Annotated in this window: 21 protein-coding genes and 1 pseudogene; 11 read left to right on the top strand and 11 right to left on the bottom strand. The window is 71.6% G+C overall.

The features are described 5' to 3' along the window. Positions 1–4: 4 nt before the first annotated feature. Positions 5–3316 (bottom strand): isoleucine--tRNA ligase, encoded by a 3312-nt coding sequence (gene ileS / locus E2C04_RS04590; RefSeq protein ID WP_135831721.1) that lies wholly within the window; start codon positions 3314–3316, stop codon positions 5–7. A gap of 430 nt (positions 3317–3746) precedes the next feature. Here ileS and E2C04_RS04585 point away from each other — a divergent pair, with 430 nt between their 5' ends. Continuing rightward, positions 3747–4169 carry a mycothiol transferase gene (locus E2C04_RS04585; protein ID WP_202977907.1) on the top strand — a complete coding sequence of 141 codons (423 nt, stop codon included), beginning with the start codon at positions 3747–3749 and terminating at the stop codon, positions 4167–4169. A gap of 111 nt (positions 4170–4280) precedes the next feature. Here E2C04_RS04585 and E2C04_RS04580 read toward each other — a convergent pair whose 3' ends face one another. Then, a complete protein-coding gene (locus E2C04_RS04580) occupies positions 4281–4661 on the bottom strand; it encodes a hypothetical protein (protein ID WP_135831720.1) in 381 nt (126 codons plus the stop codon). Between the two features lie 35 nt (positions 4662–4696). Beyond that, positions 4697–5092: a hypothetical protein gene (locus tag E2C04_RS04575; protein ID WP_135831719.1), complete on the bottom strand. Its 396-nt coding sequence runs from the start codon at positions 5090–5092 to the stop codon at positions 4697–4699. 38 nt (positions 5093–5130) lie between these two features. On the opposite strand from E2C04_RS04575, the gene dapD reads away from it, so the two are divergent. The 7 genes from dapD to E2C04_RS04545 all read left to right on the top strand — a co-directional run bounded on the left by dapD (position 5131) and on the right by E2C04_RS04545 (position 10937). Further along, the gene (gene dapD / locus E2C04_RS04570) at positions 5131–6072 is read left to right on the top strand and encodes a 2,3,4,5-tetrahydropyridine-2,6-dicarboxylate N-succinyltransferase (RefSeq protein WP_135831718.1); all 942 of its coding nucleotides are present in this window, start codon (positions 5131–5133) and stop codon (positions 6070–6072) included. A 3-nt stretch (positions 6073–6075) separates the two neighbouring features. Then, positions 6076–7050 carry a VldE C-terminal domain-containing protein gene (locus E2C04_RS04565; RefSeq protein WP_135831717.1) on the top strand — a complete coding sequence of 325 codons (975 nt, stop codon included), beginning with the start codon at positions 6076–6078 and terminating at the stop codon, positions 7048–7050. Between the two features lie 113 nt (positions 7051–7163). Then, positions 7164–8123 carry a siderophore ABC transporter substrate-binding protein gene (locus tag E2C04_RS04560; RefSeq protein WP_135831716.1) on the top strand — a complete coding sequence of 320 codons (960 nt, stop codon included), beginning with the start codon at positions 7164–7166 and terminating at the stop codon, positions 8121–8123. Position 8124: 1 nt separating this feature from the next. Continuing rightward, on the top strand, positions 8125–9093 hold the full coding sequence (locus tag E2C04_RS04555) for an ABC transporter permease (RefSeq protein ID WP_135831715.1): 969 nt from the start codon (positions 8125–8127) through the stop codon (positions 9091–9093). Beyond that, on the top strand, positions 9083–9370 hold the full coding sequence (locus E2C04_RS18495) for an iron chelate uptake ABC transporter family permease subunit (RefSeq protein WP_202977905.1): 288 nt from the start codon (positions 9083–9085) through the stop codon (positions 9368–9370). The genes E2C04_RS04555 and E2C04_RS18495 overlap by 11 nt, the downstream gene beginning before the upstream one ends. After that, positions 9370–10113 carry an iron chelate uptake ABC transporter family permease subunit gene (locus E2C04_RS04550; protein ID WP_202977904.1) on the top strand — a complete coding sequence of 248 codons (744 nt, stop codon included), beginning with the start codon at positions 9370–9372 and terminating at the stop codon, positions 10111–10113. Before E2C04_RS18495 ends, E2C04_RS04550 begins: the two co-directional genes overlap by 1 nt. Next, the gene (locus E2C04_RS04545; protein ID WP_135831714.1) at positions 10110–10937 is read left to right on the top strand and encodes an iron ABC transporter ATP-binding protein; all 828 of its coding nucleotides are present in this window, start codon (positions 10110–10112) and stop codon (positions 10935–10937) included. Before E2C04_RS04550 ends, E2C04_RS04545 begins: the two co-directional genes overlap by 4 nt. Positions 10938–10980: 43 nt before the next feature. Here the strand turns inward: E2C04_RS04545 and dapC are convergent, their stop codons facing one another. Together dapC and fdxA are read right to left on the bottom strand one after the other, a co-directional pair. Then, entirely contained in the window at positions 10981–12108 is a 1128-nt protein-coding gene (dapC, locus tag E2C04_RS04540; protein ID WP_135831713.1) for a succinyldiaminopimelate transaminase, read from the bottom strand. A gap of 5 nt (positions 12109–12113) precedes the next feature. Continuing rightward, on the bottom strand, positions 12114–12437 hold the full coding sequence (fdxA, locus tag E2C04_RS04535; protein ID WP_135831712.1) for a ferredoxin: 324 nt from the start codon (positions 12435–12437) through the stop codon (positions 12114–12116). Between the two features lie 56 nt (positions 12438–12493). Between fdxA and E2C04_RS04530 the strand changes: the two genes are divergently transcribed. Then, the gene (locus E2C04_RS04530) at positions 12494–13474 is read left to right on the top strand and encodes a GNAT family N-acetyltransferase (protein ID WP_135831711.1); all 981 of its coding nucleotides are present in this window, start codon (positions 12494–12496) and stop codon (positions 13472–13474) included. A 16-nt stretch (positions 13475–13490) separates the two neighbouring features. On the opposite strand, the gene E2C04_RS04525 is transcribed toward E2C04_RS04530, so the two are convergent. From E2C04_RS04525 to E2C04_RS04510, 4 genes are all read right to left on the bottom strand, one after another. Then, entirely contained in the window at positions 13491–15245 is a 1755-nt protein-coding gene (locus E2C04_RS04525; RefSeq protein ID WP_135831710.1) for a VanW family protein, read from the bottom strand. A gap of 10 nt (positions 15246–15255) precedes the next feature. Beyond that, complete coding sequence (locus E2C04_RS04520) at positions 15256–15450, bottom strand: DUF6113 family protein (protein WP_135831709.1); 195 nt, start codon at positions 15448–15450, stop codon at positions 15256–15258. Between the two features lie 177 nt (positions 15451–15627). After that, positions 15628–16551, bottom strand: coding sequence for an N-acetyl-1-D-myo-inositol-2-amino-2-deoxy-alpha-D-glucopyranoside deacetylase (mshB, locus tag E2C04_RS04515; RefSeq protein WP_135831708.1), 924 nt, complete (start codon positions 16549–16551; stop codon positions 15628–15630). Positions 16552–16572: 21 nt separating this feature from the next. Continuing rightward, a complete protein-coding gene (locus E2C04_RS04510) occupies positions 16573–16869 on the bottom strand; it encodes a hypothetical protein (RefSeq protein WP_135831707.1) in 297 nt (98 codons plus the stop codon). A 77-nt stretch (positions 16870–16946) separates the two neighbouring features. On the opposite strand from E2C04_RS04510, the gene E2C04_RS04505 reads away from it, so the two are divergent. After that, positions 16947–18050, top strand: coding sequence for a hypothetical protein (locus E2C04_RS04505; protein WP_135831706.1), 1104 nt, complete (start codon positions 16947–16949; stop codon positions 18048–18050). 9 nt (positions 18051–18059) lie between these two features. Here E2C04_RS04505 and E2C04_RS04500 read toward each other — a convergent pair whose 3' ends face one another. After that, positions 18060–19214 carry a PqqD family peptide modification chaperone gene (locus E2C04_RS04500; protein WP_135831705.1) on the bottom strand — a complete coding sequence of 385 codons (1155 nt, stop codon included), beginning with the start codon at positions 19212–19214 and terminating at the stop codon, positions 18060–18062. A gap of 99 nt (positions 19215–19313) precedes the next feature. On the opposite strand from E2C04_RS04500, the pseudogene E2C04_RS21820 reads away from it, so the two are divergent. Next, a pseudogene (locus tag E2C04_RS21820) lies at positions 19314–19523 on the top strand (hypothetical protein); the annotation flags it as partial. Here E2C04_RS21820 and E2C04_RS19260 read toward each other — a convergent pair. Beyond that, positions 19427–19843, bottom strand: coding sequence for a hypothetical protein (locus tag E2C04_RS19260; RefSeq protein WP_238694420.1), 417 nt, complete (start codon positions 19841–19843; stop codon positions 19427–19429). The pseudogene E2C04_RS21820 and the gene E2C04_RS19260 overlap by 97 nt on opposite strands. Between the last annotated feature and the right edge of the window lie 81 nt (positions 19844–19924).

The raw sequence follows: 19924 nt of genomic DNA, 5'->3' as shown, positions 1-19924 counted from the left end.
GTGCTCAGGCCTTGGCCACCACGAAGCGCACCGTGTTGCCGTCACCGACGGCGACGGACTCGCCCTCGACCGCAGCCACGGCGTACGCGGTGGCCTGGACCTCGGCGGCGATCAGCGACTCGTGCGCGACCACGGCGGCCCGCACGGCCTCGTCGCCGTCGAGCGTGAGCGCGATCTTGTCGGAGACCTCCAGCCCGGCGTCCTTGCGGGCCTGCTGGACGGCACGCACGACGTCGCGCGCGATGCCCTCGGCGGCCAGCTCGGGCGTCACCCGGGTGTCGAGGACGACGAACCCGCCGCCCGGCAGCATCCCGGTCACGGTGCCACCGTCGGCGGCGCCGGCCACGGTCTCGAGGGTGTACTCCCCCTCGACCAGCTCCAGGCCGCCCGAGGTCACGGTGCCGTCGGCGGCCACCGACCAGTCGCCGCTCTTCGAGCCCTTGATCGCGAGCTGGACGTTCTTGCCCAGGCGGGGGCCGGCGGCGCGCGCGTTGACGGTGAGCTTCTGCTCGACGGCGTACGCTGCCGCCTCCTCGCTGCCGGGCGCGACGACGCGCACCGACTTGAGGTTGAGCTCGTCGGCGACCAACGCCTCGAAGCCGGTCACCGAGTCGCCGTCGGCGACCACGGTCAGCGCGCTCAGCGGCAGGCGGTTGCGCAGGTTGGCGCCCTTGCGCAGCGCCGAGCCGGCCGAGCAGACCTCACGCACGAGGTCCATCTGGGTGACCAGCGCGTCGTCGGCCGGCAGCTCGTCGAGCGTGGGCCAGTCGGTCAGGTGCACCGAGCGACCACCGGTCAGGCCGCGCCAGATCTCCTCGGTGACCAGCGGCAGCAGCGGCGCGGCGACGCGCAGCACCGTCTCGAGCACCGTGTAGAGCGTGTCGAAGGCGTCGGCGGTCTCCGGCGTGACGTTGCCGTCAGTGACGCCCTGGGCCCAGAACCGCTCGCGCGAGCGACGGACGTACCAGTTCGTCAGCACGTCGAGGAAGGTGCGCGTCGACTCGCAGGCACCCGCGATGTCGTAGGCGTCCTGCTGCTCGGTCGACGTCGCGACGAACTCGCGGGTCTTGGCCAGCAGGTAGCGGTCCATCGGGTGCGCCGAATCGGTGCGGCGCTGGGCGGTGTAGCCGGCCGCGTTGGCGTACATCTGGAAGAAGTACCAGGTGTTCCACAGCGGGATCATCACCTGGCGCACCGAGTCACGGATGCCCTGCTCGGTGACGACCAGGTTGCCGCCGCGCAGGATCGGGCTCGACATCAGGAACCAGCGCATCGCGTCGGCGCCGTCGCGGTCGAAGACCTCGGAGACGTCGGGGTAGTTGCGCAGCGACTTCGACATCTTCTGGCCGTCGGAGCCGAGCACGATGCCGTGGCTGATGCAGTTGCTGAAGGCCGGCTTGCCGAAGATGCCGGTGGCCAGGATGTGCAGCGTGTAGAACCAGCCGCGGGTCTGGCCGATGTACTCGACGATGAAGTCGCCCGGGAAGTGGGCCTTCTTCTCGGCGGTGCCGTCGAACCAGTCGGCGTTCTCGAACGGGTAGTGGTTCTGGGCGAACGACATCGAGCCCGAGTCGAACCAGACGTCGAGGACGTCGGTGACGCGGCGCATCGTCGACTGACCGGTCGGGTCGTCGGGGTTGGGGCGGGTCAGCTCATCGACCCACGGGCGGTGCAGGTCGCGCTCGCCGTCGGCGTTGCGGGGCAGGCGGCCGAAGTCGCGCTCGATCTCCTCGAAGGAGCCGTAGACGTCGAGGCGCGGGTACTCCGGGTTGTCCGACTTCCACACCGGCACCGGGGAGCCCCAGAAGCGGTTGCGGGTGATCGACCAGTCGCGGGCGTTCTCGAGCCACTTGCCGAACTGGCCGTGCTTGATGTGGTCAGGCACCCAGTTGATCAGCTCGTTGTTGGCGAGCATCTGGTCCTTGAACGCGGTCACCTCGACGAACCACGACGAGACGCCCTTGTAGATCAGGGGCTCGCGGCAGCGCCAGCAGTGCGGGTAGGAGTGCTCGTAGGACTCACGGCGCAGCAGCACCGTGCCGGGGGTGACCGCGCCCTGCTCACCCGAGGCGTCGCCGCCGGCGGCGCGGGTGGCGGCCTTGAGGTGGTCGATCACGTGCGGGTTGGCGTCGAAGACCAGCATCCCGGCGTACTCGGAGACCGGGTGGGTGAAGGTACCGTCCTTGCCGACCGGCATGACCGCCTCGATGCCCTCGCGGTCGGTGACCTCCTTGTCGACCTCGCCGAAGGCGCCGGCGGTGTGCACGACACCGGTTCCGTCGGTGGTGGTGACGGCGTCGTCGGCCGCGACGACGCGGAAGGCGTTCTCGTGGCCCAGGTAGTAGGAGAACGGCGGCGCGTACGTGCGTCCGACCAGGTCGGCGCCCTTGTAGGTCGCGAGCACCGTGAACTCGCCGTCCGCGTCGGCCAGCTCACGGGCGTACTTGCCGAGCAGGGCCTCGGCGAGGACGTACCGCGCCTTCTCCTCGCTGCCCGGCACGGTCGCCTCGACGACGACGTAGTCGATCTCGGAGCCGACCATCACGGCCAGGTTGGAGGGCAGGGTCCACGGGGTGGTCGTCCACACCAGGATCCGGGCGCCGTCGAGCGGGCTGCCCTCACCACGGTCCTCGAGGGTGAAGCCGACGGTGACGGCCGGGTCCTGGCGCATCTTGTAGACGTCGTCGTCCATGCGCAGCTCGTGGTTGGAGAGCGGCGTCTCGTCCTTCCAGCAGTAGGGCAGGACGCGGAAGCCCTCGTAGACGTAGCCCTTGTCGTGCAGCCGCTTGAAGGCCCAGATGACCGACTCCATGAACTCGGGGTTCATGGTCTTGTAGTCGTTGTCGAAGTCGACCCAGCGCGCCTGGCGGGTGACGTACGTCTGCCACTCGCCGGCGTACTTCAGCACCGAGGCGCGGCAGGCGTCGTTGAACTTGTCGATGCCCATCTCGACGATCTCGTCGGTGGTCTTGATGCCGCCCTGGCGCATCGCCTCGAGCTCGGCGGGCAGGCCGTGGGTGTCCCAGCCGAAGCGGCGCTCCACCTTCTTGCCGCGCATCGTCTGGTAGCGCGGGACGATGTCCTTGACGTAGCCGGTCAGCAGGTGGCCGTAGTGCGGCAGGCCGTTGGCGAAGGGCGGGCCGTCGTAGAAGACGAACTCGTCCTCGCCGTGCTCGCCGCCGTCGCGCTGCGCGACGGAGGCCTCGAAGGTGCCGTCGGCCTTCCAGTAGGCCAGCACCGACTCCTCGATCGCGGGGAAGCGCGGGCTCGAGGGGACGTTGCTCTCGCCGGTGTGCGAGACCAAGGGATAGGCCATGAGGGGGCTCCTGCGTGCGTCGGTCGTGGGGTCTTCACACGAGGACGACGGGAGCCGCGGTACCACCTCGATTGCCGGGCGCAGTCGCACCCAGCCACTCGTTCTTCGGCTGTGTCGGGCCGGACCCGTCCGGTTCTAGTGGGGCGCTCCCCGGCGTGGGAGGCCTGTTCTTCCGGAGGCTCGCCGCTGATGACGGCTCAGACGCCTCCGGCCATCGTACGCGGCTGGGCACGGCGCCCGCCAACGCGATTGCGTCACACGCCGCGGAGGCACGTCACGCCCTTGTCGGCCGTGCCGGGTTGTGGTCGGGTGGACGACATGCCAGACACGTGGATCCGCCCCGAGGACGACCCCCGGGGGCAGCTGCCGTCGGGCGGACGAGAAGGCGACGCTGACCAGCTACCTGGAGCACTACCGGCTGACGCTGGAGATGAAGTGCGAGGACCTGACGCCGGAGCAGATGGGGACCCGCGCCGTGCCGCCCTCGGACCTCTCCCTGCTCGGCATGGTGCAGCACATGGCGCGCGTGGAGCACCGGTGGTTCCGGCTCTTCCTCGGCGGCGACCCCACCGGACGACGAATCTTCGACGACGGCACCGGCGGCTTCACCGAGATCACGCCCACCGAGGAGGGCGTCGCGTCGGCATGGATGGCCTGGCGCGCGGAGGTCGAGCACGCCCGCCGGCTCTGGGAGGAGTGGCCCGAGGCCAACCTCGGCGCCCGTCTGCCCGACGGCCACGGCGACACGCTGACCGTGCGCGACATGGCCGTGCACATGGTCGAGGAGTACGCCCGCCACCTGGGCCACGTCGACCTGCTGCGTGAGTGCCTGGACGGCCGCACCGGCCAGTGACCGGCAGGTTCGAACCCGGCACTCCGCTGTCTGTGTGCACGAACCGAGCCGCGGCGCGGCGTGTCGCGGGCGTTTGCGCACACAACGTACGCACACAACGGACGACGGGGCTCAGCGCACCGGACGGGTCTCCGGCTCCACGTGCCTGAGCCACGCCAGCCCGACGAAGGGCAGCGCCAGCGGCACGTAGCCGTAGGACCCGAAGTGCGACCAGACGGTGGCGTCGGCGAAGAGCTCGGGGTGCAGGGTGGTCCACAGGCCGATGCCCAGCACCCCGACCAGCTCGAAGAGGCAGGCCACCAGCGCGACCCGGAACCACGTACGCCCGGGCTTGCGGAAGGCGAGCGTCGCGACGAGGTAGACCAGCGCGGCGGCACCCGACAGCAGGTAGGCCACGGGGGCGACCTCGAACTGGGTGACCGCCTGCGAGAAGGTGCGGGCGCCTGCGGAGACCGCGAAGACCGCGTACGCAGCGATGAGCACCTGCCCCATGGCGCGGTGCCGCGCCGGGGGCTTCCTCGGCCCGCTCACAGCGTCAGCTGCAGACGGACGACCAGCACCAGCATCGCGGTCGCACAGATCGCGACGACGGCCAGGTGCGGCGGCGGCGAGTCGACGGGGTTGCCCTCGTCGTCGAGCACCGCGTTGCCCTCCTCGTCGAACTCACCGCGCTGCGACAGCAGGATCACCGGCAGGCCGACCGAGGCCACCATGTAGCCGACGTGGGTCACCATGTTGTCGACCTCGTGGCCCTGCATGAGCTTGATCGCGTCGAGCGCGACGACCGCGGCCGTGGCGGCGTGGGCCGCCCTCATCGCCCGGCGGACGAAGGGCTCGAGGGAGGGCTGCTTGAGGGCGACGAGGGCCAGCACGGCGACGAGCCCCAGGAAGGCCGCGACGGCGTAGGTGAGCGGTGGATACACGTCGGTGAGGGTATCGGTGGCCCCGTAGAGTGACGCCTGTGAGTCTGACTGCTGCTTGGGGCTACGCCCTCGTCACCCGTGACACCAACGACGCCGTGCTCGACGCCTGGTTCCCGGCCCCCGCGCTGGGCACCCCGGACGGCACCCCGGCCCCCTCCGTGCTGGAGGAGATGGCCGGCTCCGACCAGGTCCGCCGCGTGCGCACGAGCGTCGAGCTCGTGACGGTCGACGACCTCTCGGCCGCTCCCGCGTCGGCCCAGGACGCCTGGCTGCGCCTGCACCTGCTGTCGTCGCGCCTGGTCGTGCCGCACTCGATCTCCATGGACGGCGTGTTCGGCCTCCTCACCAACGTCGTGTGGACCTCCGCCGGCCCCTGCGCCGTCGAGGGCTTCGAGATCACCCGCGCCCGCCTCAAGGCCGCCGGCCACCACGTCGCCGTCCACGGCGTCGACAAGTTCCCCCGCATGGTCGACTACGTCGTCCCCTCCGGCGTCCGCATCGCCGACGCCGACCGCGTCCGCCTCGGCGCCCACCTGGCGTCGGGCACCACGGTCATGCACGAGGGCTTCGTCAACTTCAACGCCGGCACGCTGGGCGCCTCGATGGTCGAGGGCCGCATCTCGGCCGGCGTCGTCGTCGGCGACGGCTCCGACATCGGCGGTGGCGCCTCGATCATGGGCACCCTGTCGGGCGGCGGCAAGGAGGTCATCTCCATCGGTGAGCGCTGCCTCCTGGGCGCCAACGCCGGCATCGGCATCTCCCTGGGCGACGACTGCGTCGTGGAGGCCGGTTGCTACGTCACCGCCGGCACCAAGGTCACCGTCGTCGACGACGGCGGTTCCTCCCGCGTCGTCAAGGCCGCCGAGCTCTCCGGCGCCGACAACGTGCTCTTCCGTCGCAACTCGCAGACCGGCGCCGTCGAGGCCGTGGCCCGCACCGGCCAGGGCATCGAGCTCAACGCGGCGCTGCACGCCAACTGACGCATGTCCAGACGTCGGCGCGCGGTCGGGACCCTGGTCACCCTGGCCCTGGTCGCGGCCGTCGTCGCCGGCGTCTGGCTGCTCGTCGACCGCGGCGTACGCCCGCTCCTCGCCCGTGAGGAGTGCGTCGCCGAGGTCGACGGCGCCACCGTCACCCTCAGCCTCGAGCAGGCGGAGAACGCCGCGCTGATCGCTGCCATCGGCGAGGCGCGCGGCCTCCCGGCGCGCGCGGTGACGATCGCCCTGGCGACGGCCTACCAGGAGTCGAAGATCGTCAACATCAGCTACGGCGACCGCGACTCCCTGGGCCTCTTCCAGCAGCGCCCCTCCCAAGGGTGGGGCTCGGAGGAGGAGATCATGGATCCCGTCTTCGCGACCCACGCCTTCTACGACGCCCTGGTCAAGCTCGACGGCTACCGCGACATGGAGGTCACCGTCGCGGCGCAGAAGGTGCAGCGCTCCGCCTACCCCGACGCGTACGCCGACCACGAGGCCGATGCCCGGGTGCTGGCCTCGGCGCTGCGGGGGCACTCGCGCGCCGCCTTCCACTGCACCACCGAGGGCAACCCCGACCGGAGCTCGACGGCCCTGCTGCCGAACGGCCTCACCGAGCGCGCCGACGTGGTGCGCGAGGAGGTCGTCTCGGTCTTCGGCCAGCAGTCGCTCGGTGGCTTCGAGCCGCGCGGCGTGAGCAGCGGCCACATGCGCGGCTCGGCCCACTACGACGGACGCGCGGTCGACATCTTCTACCGACCGATCAACGCGGAGAACAAGCGGCGCGGCTGGGCGATGGCCCACTACCTGGTCGCGATGGCCGACCGGCTCGGCATCGCCACCGTCATCTTCGACGACCGGATCTGGCACTCGGGTCGACGCTCCGGCGACGGGTGGCGCGACTACCGCGTGCCGCGCTCCTCGAAGGGCGACCGGAAGATCCTCGAGCACCGCGACCACGTGCACGTCGACGTCCACGAGTGAGGCTGCGGGCCGTTCGTCGCGCCCGGCCGTCCGTCCATCGACGGGACCCCAGGTCACCACCCGAACGAACGTGAGGTTAGGTTAGCCTCACCTGAACTCGGAAGGTGGATCCCATGCGTACCCCCAAGGCACTGGCCGCTGCGGCCCTGGCTTCGGCCCTGACCCTCTCCCTCGCGGGCTGCGGCTCCGACGACGCCAGCTCCGCCGACTCCGGCGAGACGGTCACCGTGACCGACTCCCGCGGCGAGGAGCAGGTCCCCCTCGACCCCGACAGCGTCGTGGTCTTCGACATGGGCGTGCTCGACACCCTCGACACCCTCGGCGTCGACGCCGTCACCGGTGTCGCCAAGGGTGGTGCCGTCCCGTCCTACCTGGAGAAGTACGCCAGCGACGACTACGTCACCGTCGGCGACCTCTTCGAGCCCGACCTCGAGGCGATCCCCCGCGCGGAGCCCGACCTGATCATCGTCGGCGGCCGCTCCTCGGCCATGCACGACACCCTCGAGGAGACGTTCGACGGCGTCCCCGTCCTGGACATGTCCGTCGACGAGGGCGACTACTTCACCAGCGCCCGCAGCAACGTGCTCGAGCTCGCCAAGATCTTCGGCAGGACCGACGAGGCCGAGAAGGTCATCGCGGAGCAGACCGAGCGCATCGAGACGGTGCGCGAGAAGGCCGACGGTGCCGGCAAGGGCCTGGTCCTGCTCACCAGCGGCGGCGAGGTCACGGCGTACTCCGTCGGCTCGCGCTTCGGCTTCCTGCACGAGGAGTTCGGCGTCGAGGCCGCCACCGGCGAGCTCGGCGACGAGGAGAGCCGCCACGGCGAGGCGATCTCGTTCGAGTTCGTCCGCAAGACCGACCCCGACCGCCTCTACGTCGTCGACCGCGACGCCGCCATCGGCGAGGAGGGCAAGTCGGCCGAGGAGATCCTCGACAACGACCTCGTCCGCGCCACCAAGGCCTGGAAGCAGAAGCAGGTCACCTACGTCGACGGCGAAGCCTGGTACATCGTCGTCGGCGGGCTCACCTCCATGGGCACGCTCATCGACGAGGTCGAGCAGAGCCTCTCCTGACGTGACGGTCTCCGTCCTCCCCCGCACCACCCCGCCGGCCACCCGTGCCGTCGGGGTGGTGTGCGGCGTCGCCGGTCTGCTCGTCCTGGCGGCCGTCAGCGCCTCCATCGGCGTGGCCGACGTCGACCGCGAGATCTTCCTGACCTCGCGCCTGCCGCGCACGCTCGCGCTGGTGCTCGCGGGGGCCGCCCTGGCCGTCTGCGGCCTGCTGCTCCAGCTGCTCGTGCGCAACCGCTTCGTCGAGCCGTCGACCGTGGGCACCACCGAGGCCGCCGGCCTGGGGCTGCTCGTGGTCACCCTGGTGGCGCCCGGGGCCCCGCTGATGGCCAAGATGGGCACCGCCGCGCTCTTCGCGCTGGCCGGCACCTGGCTCTTCCTGCGGGTGGTGCGGATGATGCCGGTGCAGGAGACGATCCTGGTGCCGCTGGTCGGGCTGATGCTCGGCGGCGTGGTCGGCGCGCTCACCACCTTCCTGGCCTTCCACAACGACCTCCTCCAGACCCTCAACAGCTGGATGACCGGCGACTTCTCGGGCATCCTGCGCGGGCGCTACGAGCTGCTCTGGGTGGCCGCGCTCCTGGTCGCGGTGGCCTTCGTCGCCGCCGACCGCTTCACCGTCGCCGGCATGGGCGAGACCTTCTCCACCAACGTCGGCCTCGACCACCGCAAGGTGATGGCCATGGGCCTCGGCATCATCTCCGTGGTCAGTGCGGTCGTCGTCGTGACCGTGGGGATGATCCCCTTCATCGGTCTGGTCGTGCCCAACGTCGTCAGCACGATGGTTGGCGACAACGCCCGCCGCGGCCTGCCCTGGGTCGCGATCCTCGGCTCCGGGCTCGTGCTGGCCTGCGACATCGTCGGCCGGCTCGTCCGTCACCCCTACGAGATCCCGGTGGGCACCGTGATGGGTGTCCTCGGCGCTGCCTTCTTCCTCGTCCTGCTCCTGAGGAGGACCGCCCGTGACGCCTGACCAGCTCACCGCTCCCCCGCTCGCCGCCGCGCCGACGGGCCGGGGCGCACGCACGCGTCGTACGCCCTCCCCGCGGCTGCGCCTGGCGCTCGCCGCCGCGCTGGCCCTGGCTGTCGTCGCCGGCTTCCTGCTCGCCGACACCCACGGCTACGCGGAGTTCGTCGTGCCGCTGCGGCTGCGTCGCCTGGCCGCGCTGGTCGTGGTCGGGTGGGCGGTCGCGCTCTCGACGGTGCTCTTCCAGACCGTGACCGGCAACCGCATCCTGACCCGGCACTGATGGGCTTCGACGCGCTCTACGTGCTCCTGCAGACCGTCGTGGTCTTCGCCTTCTCCAGCCAGCTGCTGCGTGACCTCGACCCGCGCCTGCAGTTCGTCGCCGAGACGCTGCTGATGCTGGCCTTCGCGCTCACGCTCTTCCGCTGGCTCTTCGCCTCGGGCCGCTACCCGCTGCACGTGCTGATCCTGGTCGGGATGGTCTTCGCCACCCTCTTCCGCAGCATCGCCTCCTTCCTGCAGCGGCTCATCGACCCCAGCGAGTTCCAGACGCTGCAGAACCTGATGTTCGCCTCGTTCACGACCGTCGACGAGGACCTCGTCTGGATCACCGCCGCCGTCGTGGCGGTGGCGACCTTGGTCGTGGTGCGCCGGCTGCACGTCTTCGACGTGCTGGCCCTGGGCGCCGAGACCGCCACCAACCTGGGCGTCGACCACCGCCGCGAGACAACCAAGGTGCTGGCTCTGGTCGCCGTGCTCGTCTCGGTCTCCACCGCGCTGGTCGGCCCGATCACCTTCTTCGGGCTGCTCGTGGCCCACCTCGCCTACCAGCTCGCCGGCACCCACCGCCACGCCGTCGTGCTGCCGATGGCCGGCCTGTCCGCCGTGGTCTGCCTCGTCGGCGGCCAGTTCGTGCTCGAGCGCCTGCTCGAGGTGACCACCACCCTGTCGGTGGTGATCGAGCTCGTCGGCGGCCTGACCTTCATCGCACTCCTCATCCACCGAGCCCGGAGGAACCTCGCATGAGTGAGACCCTCGACCTGCCCCCCACCAGCACAGCCCCCACCGGCGTCACCTCACCGGCCACCCCCGCCGTCCGCGTGGAGGGCGTCACCAAGCGCTACGGGCAGACGGTCGTCATCGACGACGTACGCCTGGAGCTGCCGACCGGGGGCGTCACCGCCCTGATCGGCCCCAACGGCGCCGGCAAGTCGACGCTGCTCTCGGTGATGGGGCGGCTGCTCGGCGCCGACGAGGGGCGGGTCACCGTCGCCGGGCTGGACGTCGCGACCACCAAGGGCGACGTGCTCGCCACCAAGCTGGCCGTGCTGCGCCAGGAGAACCGGCTCGACATCCGGCTGACCGTGCGCGACCTCGTCGCCTTCGGTCGCTACCCCCACTCGAAGGGGCGCCCCACCGCCGACGACCTGGTGCACGTGGAGCGCGCGCTGGCCTACCTCGACCTGACCGACCTGGCCGACCGCTTCCTCGACCAGCTCTCCGGCGGGCAGCGGCAGCGCGCCTTCGTGGCGATGGTGCTCTGCCAGGACGCCGACGTGGTGCTGCTGGACGAGCCGCTGAACAACCTCGACCTGCGCCACGCCGTCGCCATGATGGGGCGCCTGCGCGACGCCGCCCGCGAGCTGGGCCGGACGATCGTCGTGGTGGTGCACGACCTGAACGTCGCCTCCTGCTACGCCGACACGATCGTGGCGATGTCGCAGGGTCGAGTGGTGGCCAGCGGGACGCCGGAGGAGATCATCCGCCCCGAGCTGCTGAGCGGCATCTACGGCTTGCCGATCGCCGTGCACGAGCTCGACGGGCAGCGGATCACCACCTACTACTGCTGACGCCTGCTCCTGACGCGTCGCGCCGAGTGGTCCGGTCTGGTCGTCAGGAGGCGCGCAGACGCTCCACGGCCGCGGCGACGCGCTCGTCGGTCGCGGTGAAGGCGATGCGCACGTGGCGTCGCCCGGCAGCCCCGTAGAAGTCGCCCGGGGCGACCAGGATGCCGCGCTCGGAGAACCACTCGACGAGGTCCCAGCAGGTCTCGTCACCCTCGCGGGTCGTCCACAGGTAGAGGCTCGCCTCACTGTGCTCGACGGTGAATCCGGCGCCCTCGAGCGCCGCCTTCAGGTCGCGGCGGCGCGCGGCGTAGCGGGCGTGCTGCTCGACCACGTGGGCGTCGTCGGCCAGCACGGCGGCCATCACCTTCTGCTGCGGGTCTGGCATCTGCAGGCCGAGGTTCTTGCGGACCGCCAGCAGCTCGCCCACGACCTTCGGGTCCCCGGCGACGAAGGCGCAGCGGTAGCCGGCCAGGTTGGATCGCTTCGACAGCGAGTGGACGGTGAGGATCCCCTCGTGGCTGTCGCCGCAGACGTCGGGGTGCAGCACCGAAACGGGCAGGTTGTCCTCGTCCCAGGCACACTCGAGGTAGCACTCGTCGGAGACCAGCAGGACGCCGCGCTCGCGGCACCACTCCACGACCTTCTTCAGGTGCGGCACGCCGAGCACGCGGCCGGTCGGGTTGGAGGGGCTGTTGAGCCACAGCAGTGCGGGCGTGCGCGGGCCGATGGCGGTGAGGCTGTCGGTGGCGATGATCTCCGCGCCCACCAGCGCCGCGCCGACCTCGTACGTCGGGTAGGCCAGCGCCGGCTGCACGATCAGGTCGCCGGGGCCGAGGCCGAGGTGCAGCGGCAGCGCGCCGATCAGCTCCTTCGAGCCGATCACCGGCAGCACGCCGTCGAGGCCGATCCCCTGCACGCCGCAGGTGCGCGTCAGCCAGTCGACGATCGCCTGCCGGGTCTCGACCCGACCGATCGTGACCGGGTAACCCGGGGAGTCCGCGGCGTCGCGCAGCGCCTGCTGCGCCACCTCGGGGGTCGGGTCGACCGGCGTGCCGACCGAGAGGTCGACGAGGCCGCCCTCGTGGCCACGGGCCCGGGCGGCGTGCTCGGTCAGCTTGTCCCACGGGAAGTCCGGCAACGAGGCCGAGACCGCTCCGCGCCCGTGGTGCGCCACGCGGGTCACTCCTGGTTCTGCGGGGGCAACGCGGCGATCATCGGGTGGTCCTTGTCGATCTCACCCATCTTCGCGGCGCCACCGGGCGAGCCGAGGTCGTCGAAGAAGTTGACGTTGGCGTCGTAGTAGTCCTTCCACTCCTCCGGGGTGTCGTCCTCGTAGAAGATGGCCTCGACCGGGCAGACCGGCTCACAGGCACCGCAGTCGACGCACTCGTCGGGGTGGATGTACAGCATGCGCTTGCCCTCGTAGATGCAGTCGACGGGGCACTCGTCGACGCACGCACGGTCCTTGACGTCGACACACGGCTGGGCGATGACGTAGGTCACCGTTCCTCCTCGGGTTCGCAATGCTCAAGCAGATGGTGGAAGCCTAGTATCCGGACGTGGCCGAATCCCCCGACACCCCCCAAGTCTCCCCCAATGTCGGCAGCCCCGCGACCGGCGCACACGGGCTGGGACCCCACGTCGTGGGCCAGCGGGTCGTCGTCAGGCGTCTGCTGCCCGGCGAGACCGGTCCCACCGGTGGTCCGGCGATGACCGACACCCTCGGCGAGTGCCTCTCCTGGGGCCGCGGGCTCTGCGAGGTGCGCACGGCCGACGGCACGGTGGTGACGATCCACCTGGCCGACATCGTCTCCGGCAAGCCGGTGCCGCCGCGGCCCTCGGTGCGCCTGCGGGTGCCGCCGCGCGAGCTGCACCTGCGCTCGGACGCCTGGCCCAGCACCGAGCACGAGGAGCTCGGCGAGTGGGTGCTGCGGGCCACCGGGCTCGTCCCCGACGCCCAGCACCCGCAGGGACGCCTCGTACGCCGTGCCAACTCCGCGCTGGCGATCGGTGACCCGGGGATGCCGACCGTGCAGGCGGCCGAGCGGGTCCGCGACTTCTACGCGCAGCGCGGGCAGGCCGCGTACGCGACCGCGGTCGTCGACGACGTCGTCGACCGCGAGCTGGCCGACCTGGGCTGGGGCCTCGACCCGGTCGGTGAGGTGCTGGTGCAGGTCGTGGCGGTGTCGCGTGCCGTGCGCCAGCTGCGCGGGCGGGCGACGGCGTACGACGTCTCCCTCGACGAGGAGGAGCTCGGGGCCGAGGTGGCGCGCGCGGCGCTGCGCCTCGGCGAGGAGGCGAGCCTGCGGGCGCACCTCGACGGCGACGTGGTCACGCTGCACGACCTGCTGGTCGCACCCGAGCACCGACGCCGCGGCCTGGCGCGAGCCGTGGTGGCCGAGGCCCTCGACTGGGCTGCCTCACGCGGCGCGACGACGGCGCAGGTGCAGGTCACCGCCAGCAACGCCCCGGCCGTGCAGCTGTGGGGCGCGGCGGGCTTCAGCACCCACCACGCCTACCGCTACCGGGTCGCCGACTGAGCTCTGGCTGGGGGCGTCAGGGCTTCTTGCAGACCACCGTGTCGGAGGGCGTGTAGGTGGTGTGGAAGTTCTCCGTGCGCACGACCTTGCTCGACCCGGGCTTGCGGAAGACCCGCTTCACGTCGATGTCGAAGCCGCCGTAGCCCGTGTTCGGCACGCAGTTCGACGTGGTCATGGTGCGCGTCTTGGGCTGGGTGAAGTTGTAGCGGTTGCCCGTGACGGCCTTGATGTCCCAGACTTTCGTCGACCACATGCGGACCCGTACGACGCCCTGGCTCGAAGGCGTCGCCGGCGTCACCTTGGCCTCGATGAGCACCCCGTGGTCGGTGTTGTTCCGGAACTTCAGGTCGACCGAGCCCCAGGCCACGGTGGCCTCCCGGCCGACCGGGTAGCGGCTGATGTAGAACGAGTGCGGCTTGTGCTCGACGTCCTCGAGGCCGGCGAAGAAGCCGCCGTTGAAGAGGGTGGTCGCCATCTGGGAGACACCGCCGCCGAGGTCCTCCTTGAAGACGCCGTCGGCGATCATGAAGCCCTCGGTGAAGCCGTTGGCGCGGGTGCGCTCACCGACGGTGTCGTTCATCGAGAAGGTCTCGCCGGGCTTGAGCACGGTGCCGTCGACCAGCTCGGCGGCGCGGCCGATGTTGATGTTGCGGTACTCGGCGTAGGGGAACTGGGTGGTCACGTCGGCGACCACCTCCTTGATGTTCAGCGCCTCGGCGTCCTGGGTGCGGAAGTCGGAGCGGGCGACCTCGGCCTCCACGGTCGCGCGGCGCTGGCCGGACTCGGCGGTCACCAGGTCGAGGAAGAGGTCGTTGACCTCCTTCTGGCTGAAGGCCACGCCCGGCTTGTCGGGGACCACCACGGGCGCGCCGTTGCGGATCGCGACGGTCGCCTCGACCGGGCCACCGTCGCCGGCGAGCGCGTCGGCCAGGACGGCCTTGAGCAGCTTGGGCCGCAGCTTCGGCTCGAGGGCGCCGTCGACGGGCTCCATGGCGATCGCCTTGGTGTACTCCTTGGGCGAGAGCCGCACCGTGGTCTCGTCGAAGACCAGCTCGACCGGCTCGGAGACCGCTGCGTTGGCGAAGTCGTTGAGCGCGGCCGACACGTCGGCCTCGTCGATCTCGGGCTGCTGCTCGTCGAGCTCGAGCTCGACGACCTGCGACGGGCCGAGGTACGCGGTCAGCAGGGCCTTGCGGGCGACCTCGGGGTCGAGCGCCTCCCCGGCCTTCGGCTCGGTGGTCCTGATCCTGCCGTCGACGAAGGTCACCTCGCCGTCGACCGGCGGGTTGCCGTACTCCTCGCCGAGCTCGTCGAGGAGCGTGTCGAAGGTGGGCTCGTCGAGGTCGACGCGCGCGTCCAGGTCGTGTCCGCCGGTGAAGTACGTCCACAGCCGCTCCGGCGACCACGAGTCGCCGCCCCCGGCCGCCTCGACGGACTCGGCGTAGTCGACGGTGAGGCCTGCCTCGCGCGGCACGACCGAGCGCTTCTCGTCGCCGACGACCAGCTCGAGGGGCTGGTCCACCCGGTCGGCCAGGCCGTCGCGCAGCAGCTCCTCGGCCTCCTCGGTGGTGTGGCCCCGATGGCGACGCCGGCCACGGTCGTACCGCGGGGCACCTTGCCGCCGGTGACCAGGTGGGCGACCGCGTAGGGCGCCACCGATCAGGAGGACGATCCCGAGGAGGACCCCGACGACCACCCGGCCGCCTGCCTTCTCCTCGGAGTCCTCGGCGGACGTGGGCGCCGAGCTGGACTCGGGCTTCGAAGCAAACACGAAGGCGAGTCTAGGAGGGTGGGTCCAGCCGCTCCGATTCGTCGCCACGCGCCGGGCCGGCGTGTCGCAGCCCCAGCGCCGCCAGAAAGGCCAGCACCGCACCGGTGCCGAGGAAGAGGTAGCCCTGCACGGTGGAGGCGACCAGGAAGTCGCCCTCGGGGCGTCCCTGCAGCGCCACCATCACCAGCACCACCCAGCCGACCACGAAGGCGAGTCGCGCCCCACCAGCGGCCGGGCAGCAGCCAGGTGGCCGCCAGGGTGACCACGACCGTCAGGGCCAACCCCCACCAGCGCCCCTGCAGCAGCATCCCGGCGAGCGCCGTCGCTGCGCCGGCCACCAGCATCCCGAGGGCCGCGGCGCCGCGCAGCGCCGCTCCCCTGCTCACAGACCTGCGAAGAGGTCGGTCTCCAGGCCGTCCGGGCCCACCGGCCCGAGGGTGCCCTTGGCGAGGCGGTAGTACTCGATGCCGAAGGCCGTGGAGCCGACGTTGTTGGAGAGCGCGAAGAACGGGCCGTCCACGGTGATCTGCGTGGCGTGCGCCTTCATGGAGGCCATCTTCTGGTCGATGTACGCGGTGACGTCGACCGCCGCGGCGAGGTCCTCGTCGGGCGCGGCCATCGGCATCGGGCCCTCGGGGTCCATCCCCTCGAAGGTGGTGTGGTCACCGGCGGCGCGCAGCGCCCGCAGGCCCTCGCGCATCTTCGACTCCGACATCGCGGTCCAGTAGACCTTCGCGATGTCGTGGGCCTCGCCCAGGTCGCGGCGGTACGACGGGACGGCGGCCAGGGACGCGGCGTACGTCGCGACCCGGTGCGCCTGGATGTGGTCGGGGTGGCCGTACCCGCCGAACTGGTCGTAGGTCACCAGCACCTGCGGACGCACCTCACGGATGATCGCGACGAGGTGGTCGGCGGCCTCGGTGAGGTCGGCCCGCCAGAACGCGTTGTCGTGGATCTCGTCGGCCGCCACGGCGTGGCCGTCGGCGTGCCACTTCATGCCGGAGTCACGGTAGGCGCCGAAGCCGCCGAGGAAGCGGTGGTCGGTGACGCCGAGCTCGGCCATGGCCGCGGCCAGCTCCTCGCGGCGCACGGGCCCCAGGCCGTCCTCGCGGTCGGCGGCCAGGTGCTCCATCTCGGGCACCAGGATCTCGCCCTGCTCGCCCGCCGTGCAGGTGACCAGCGTGACGTGGCGGCCCTCGGCGACGTACTTGGCCATCGTGGCGCCGTTGCCGATCGCCTCGTCGTCGGGGTGGGCGTGCACGAGCAGGAGGCGCTGCGCGGGCAGCGCGGACGGCTGGGAGGTCATGGACGCGAGCCTAGTCCGGCTCTACTCGCCGAGGAGGTCCGGCCGCTTCACCCGCTTGGGCGCCGTCGGCAGCTGCAGCGGGGGCAGGACGACGGGCGGGGCGGCCTCGGGCTCCTCGACGTCGAGCCAGCCGTCGTACTCGTCGGCGAGCAGGTCGAGCACGAGCTCGGGGGCGTCGCTCACCACCGCCCACGGGTGGTCCTCGTCGTCGTCCTCGCCCTGGAGCCGCTCGCGGACCAGGTCTGCGGTGTAGCCGTCGCGCTGCAGCCGGGCCGTCACGGCACGCGCGTCGTCCTCGTCGAAGAAGATCGCCCTCACGCCTCCATCCTCCCCCGGCCGGCGGCCGGTCGCTAGCGTGGGTGGCGACCGACGCACCTGACGCGCGAGGAGGACGGGTGGGAGACCAGGGCGGGCCCGTGGTGGGCGTCCACCTCGAGCGCTCCGAGGAGCACGGCGACCGGATCGACCAGCTCGCCGACCGCCTCGGCGGGCGGACCACCGTGGCCGAGCTGCTGGGAGACCTCAAGTTCACCGCCTCCGACTCGTGGCGCGGACGGATGATGGGCCGCGCCGTGCAGCGCGCCATCGCGTTCGACGCCCACGACCAGGCCGACCCGGTCTGGTGGCCCCAGGGGATCACCACGTCGGCCGACGCCGACGTCACGGGCACCGTGGCCGGGCGCCGTGTGGTCGTGACGACCTGGTACGCCAAGCCCGTCGACGGCATCAAGCGCGGGTCGCGCCTGACCTTCCTCGACCTCGACACCCTGCGCTACCGGCACGTGCTGCTGGTCGACCCGGTCGTCGACGACCAGGGGCGCCTGACCCTGAGCCCGGTGAAGATCCACGCCGGCGGCCTCGTCTGGGCCGGGCCGTGGCTCCACGTCGCCGCGACCGCACGTGGCTTCGTCTCCTGCCACGTCGGCGACCTGATGCGGGTGGCCGACGACAACGCCCGCCCCGACGAGATCGGGGTCTTCGACGAGGACGGCAGCAGCCGGGTCTCCTCCTTCGGGCACCACTACGTGCTCCCGGTCCGGGTCGCTCACCGGGCCTTCACCGACGAAGGCCACGTGCCGCTGCGCTACTCGTTCCTCTCGCTGGACCGGGCGGCCAACCCGCCCGGCCTGCTCGCCGGGGAGTACGGCCGTGGCGGCCAGAGCACCCGGCTCGCGCAGTTCGAGCTCGACCTGGAGACGTGGCTGCCGCAGACCGACGAGTCCGGGCTGTCACGCCCCGTCGTCCACGAGACCGGGCGGGTGCAGATGCAGGGCGACGTGGTCGCCCGCGGGCGCCACCACATCAGCGTCTCGCAGGGGCCGGTCTCCCCCGGCGCGATCTTCACCGGGCAGCCCGGACGGCTGCGCCGGCACCGCTTCGCCACCCCGATGGGCCCCGAGGACCTCACCTACTGGCCCGCGACGGACACCCTCTGGTCGGTCTCGGAGTGGCCGCGGCGTCGATGGATCTACTCGATGCGGCGGTCCTGGTTCGACTGAGGCCGCCGCTCAGGCGGGTGCGTCCGACCCGACTTCGTCGAGCTCGACCAGGTGGTGGCCCGCCAGGTCGCGCAGCAGCTGCTCGAGCGCCTCGCCGGTGCTGCCCTCGGGCGGCGCGCCGACCTCCTCCTCGACGGTCGCGACGAGCGCGTCGTACGCCGTCCACTCCTCGTCGATCCGGGAGAGGACGTAGGTGGCGATCTCCGACAGCGTCAGGGCGCGACCCTCGACCAGGACCGCACTGCGGCCGTCCTCGACGTACTCGTCGATCACCGGGAGTCGGCGGACGTTGACCAGGGAGCTGCTCACCGGTGGACCTCCTCGAGGGCGGGGGCGGCGACCGGGTCGGGCCCGCGCAGCCAGGAGCTGACGACGGGCACCAGGTCGACGGCCTCGGAGTAGACGAGACGGCGCAGCCCGCCGCGCGTTCAGGAGGTTGGCGACGGTGTGCAGGGGTCGGTCCAGCAGGTGGAGCGAGGAGGTCTGCTCGGCCAGGATCGAGAGGCCCTCGACCATCGGCACGTCCTCGACGCGCACCTCGGTCGGCTCCGACTCGCGCTGCAGCAGCGCGACCGCGACCACCGTGCAGTCGGGCGGGGCCACCACGAGGCCGGCCTCGGCCGGCGACACCTGGCGCTTGGGGCGCTTGCCGTCGACCAGCAGCGAGAGGGGCTTGGCGAAGGGGACGATCGACCCGTCGAGCGCAATCACCGCGGTCTCGTCGGTGAGGTAGCCCAGCGACTGGCCCAGGGTGCGCGACGCCGTGGTCTTGCCGGTGCCCGAGGGGGCGACCAGGACGACCGTGCGACCGGTCGTGGTGTCGGCCAGGGCGCAGGCGTGCAGCAGCCACCGGGTGCCCACGACCTGCTCGAGGGTGGTCTGGGTGAGGCTGCTGCTGACCTCGTCCATCACGAGGAAGAGGTCGGTGCCGGCGACGGCGCCGCGGGCACGCGCCCGCACCACCAGGTCGGGGTCGTCGTCCAGGCAGATCTCGACGGTGGCGGCCGGGGCCTCCGACGTCTCCTCCAGGCAGCGCTCCCAGGCGCGTACGAGGTCAGCACGGAGCTCCGCGGCGCGGCCACCGGTGGCCCGGAGGTGGACCACCACGCCCATCACCCTCAGGACCACGGGCGCGAGGTCGGACGCGCCGTTCATTTCCACCATGCCGGGCAGTGTAGGGGTGGCAGCCCGTGCACTGAGGCCCGTCTCCCGCCTTCGTCCCCGTAGACTGCGAGGGACCCGTTCTCGACCGAGGGGCAATTCGTGGAGCTGAAGGACTACGTACGGCTGTTGCGCAACCACTGGCGCGGCGTGCTGACGATCGTGGTGCTGTGCGTGGCACTGGGCGCGCTGTGGACGGCGACCCGGTCGCCGATCTACGCCGCCAACGCGAACGGCTTCGTGACGACGTCGACGACCGACGAGAACACGTCGCTGGCCTCGGTCAACGACAGCCTCGCGAAGTCGAAGGCCACCTCGTTCCTCCAGATCGCGCGCAGCCGCGCGGTCGCCGAGCGGGTCATCGACGACCTCGGCCTCACCGAGTCGCCCGCCTCGCTGGTCAACAGCATCGAGGCCATCCAGCCCCCGGACACGGTCCTGCTGCAGATCACCGCCCGCGCCAGCACCCCCGAGCGTGCGGTCGAGCTGGCCGACGCCTGGGTGAGCTCGCTCGCCGAGACGGTCGAGGAGATCCAGAACCCGCAGGGCCGCGGCACCGCGCCGCTGCGGATCATGCCCGTCGAGGCGGCCGACCTGCCCAGCTCGCCGGTCTCGCCCGACCCGGTCCGCAACCTGGCGCTCTCGCTCCTGGTGGGCCTCCTGCTCGGCTTCGGCTACGCCGTCCTGCGCGGCACCTTCGACCGCCGCCTGAT

The organism is Nocardioides daphniae (assembly GCF_004777465.1).
Lineage (GTDB): Bacteria > Actinomycetota > Actinomycetes > Propionibacteriales > Nocardioidaceae > Nocardioides > Nocardioides daphniae.
Note: the sequence above shows the minus strand (reverse complement) of the source record. Positions and strands in the feature narration are given on the sequence as shown.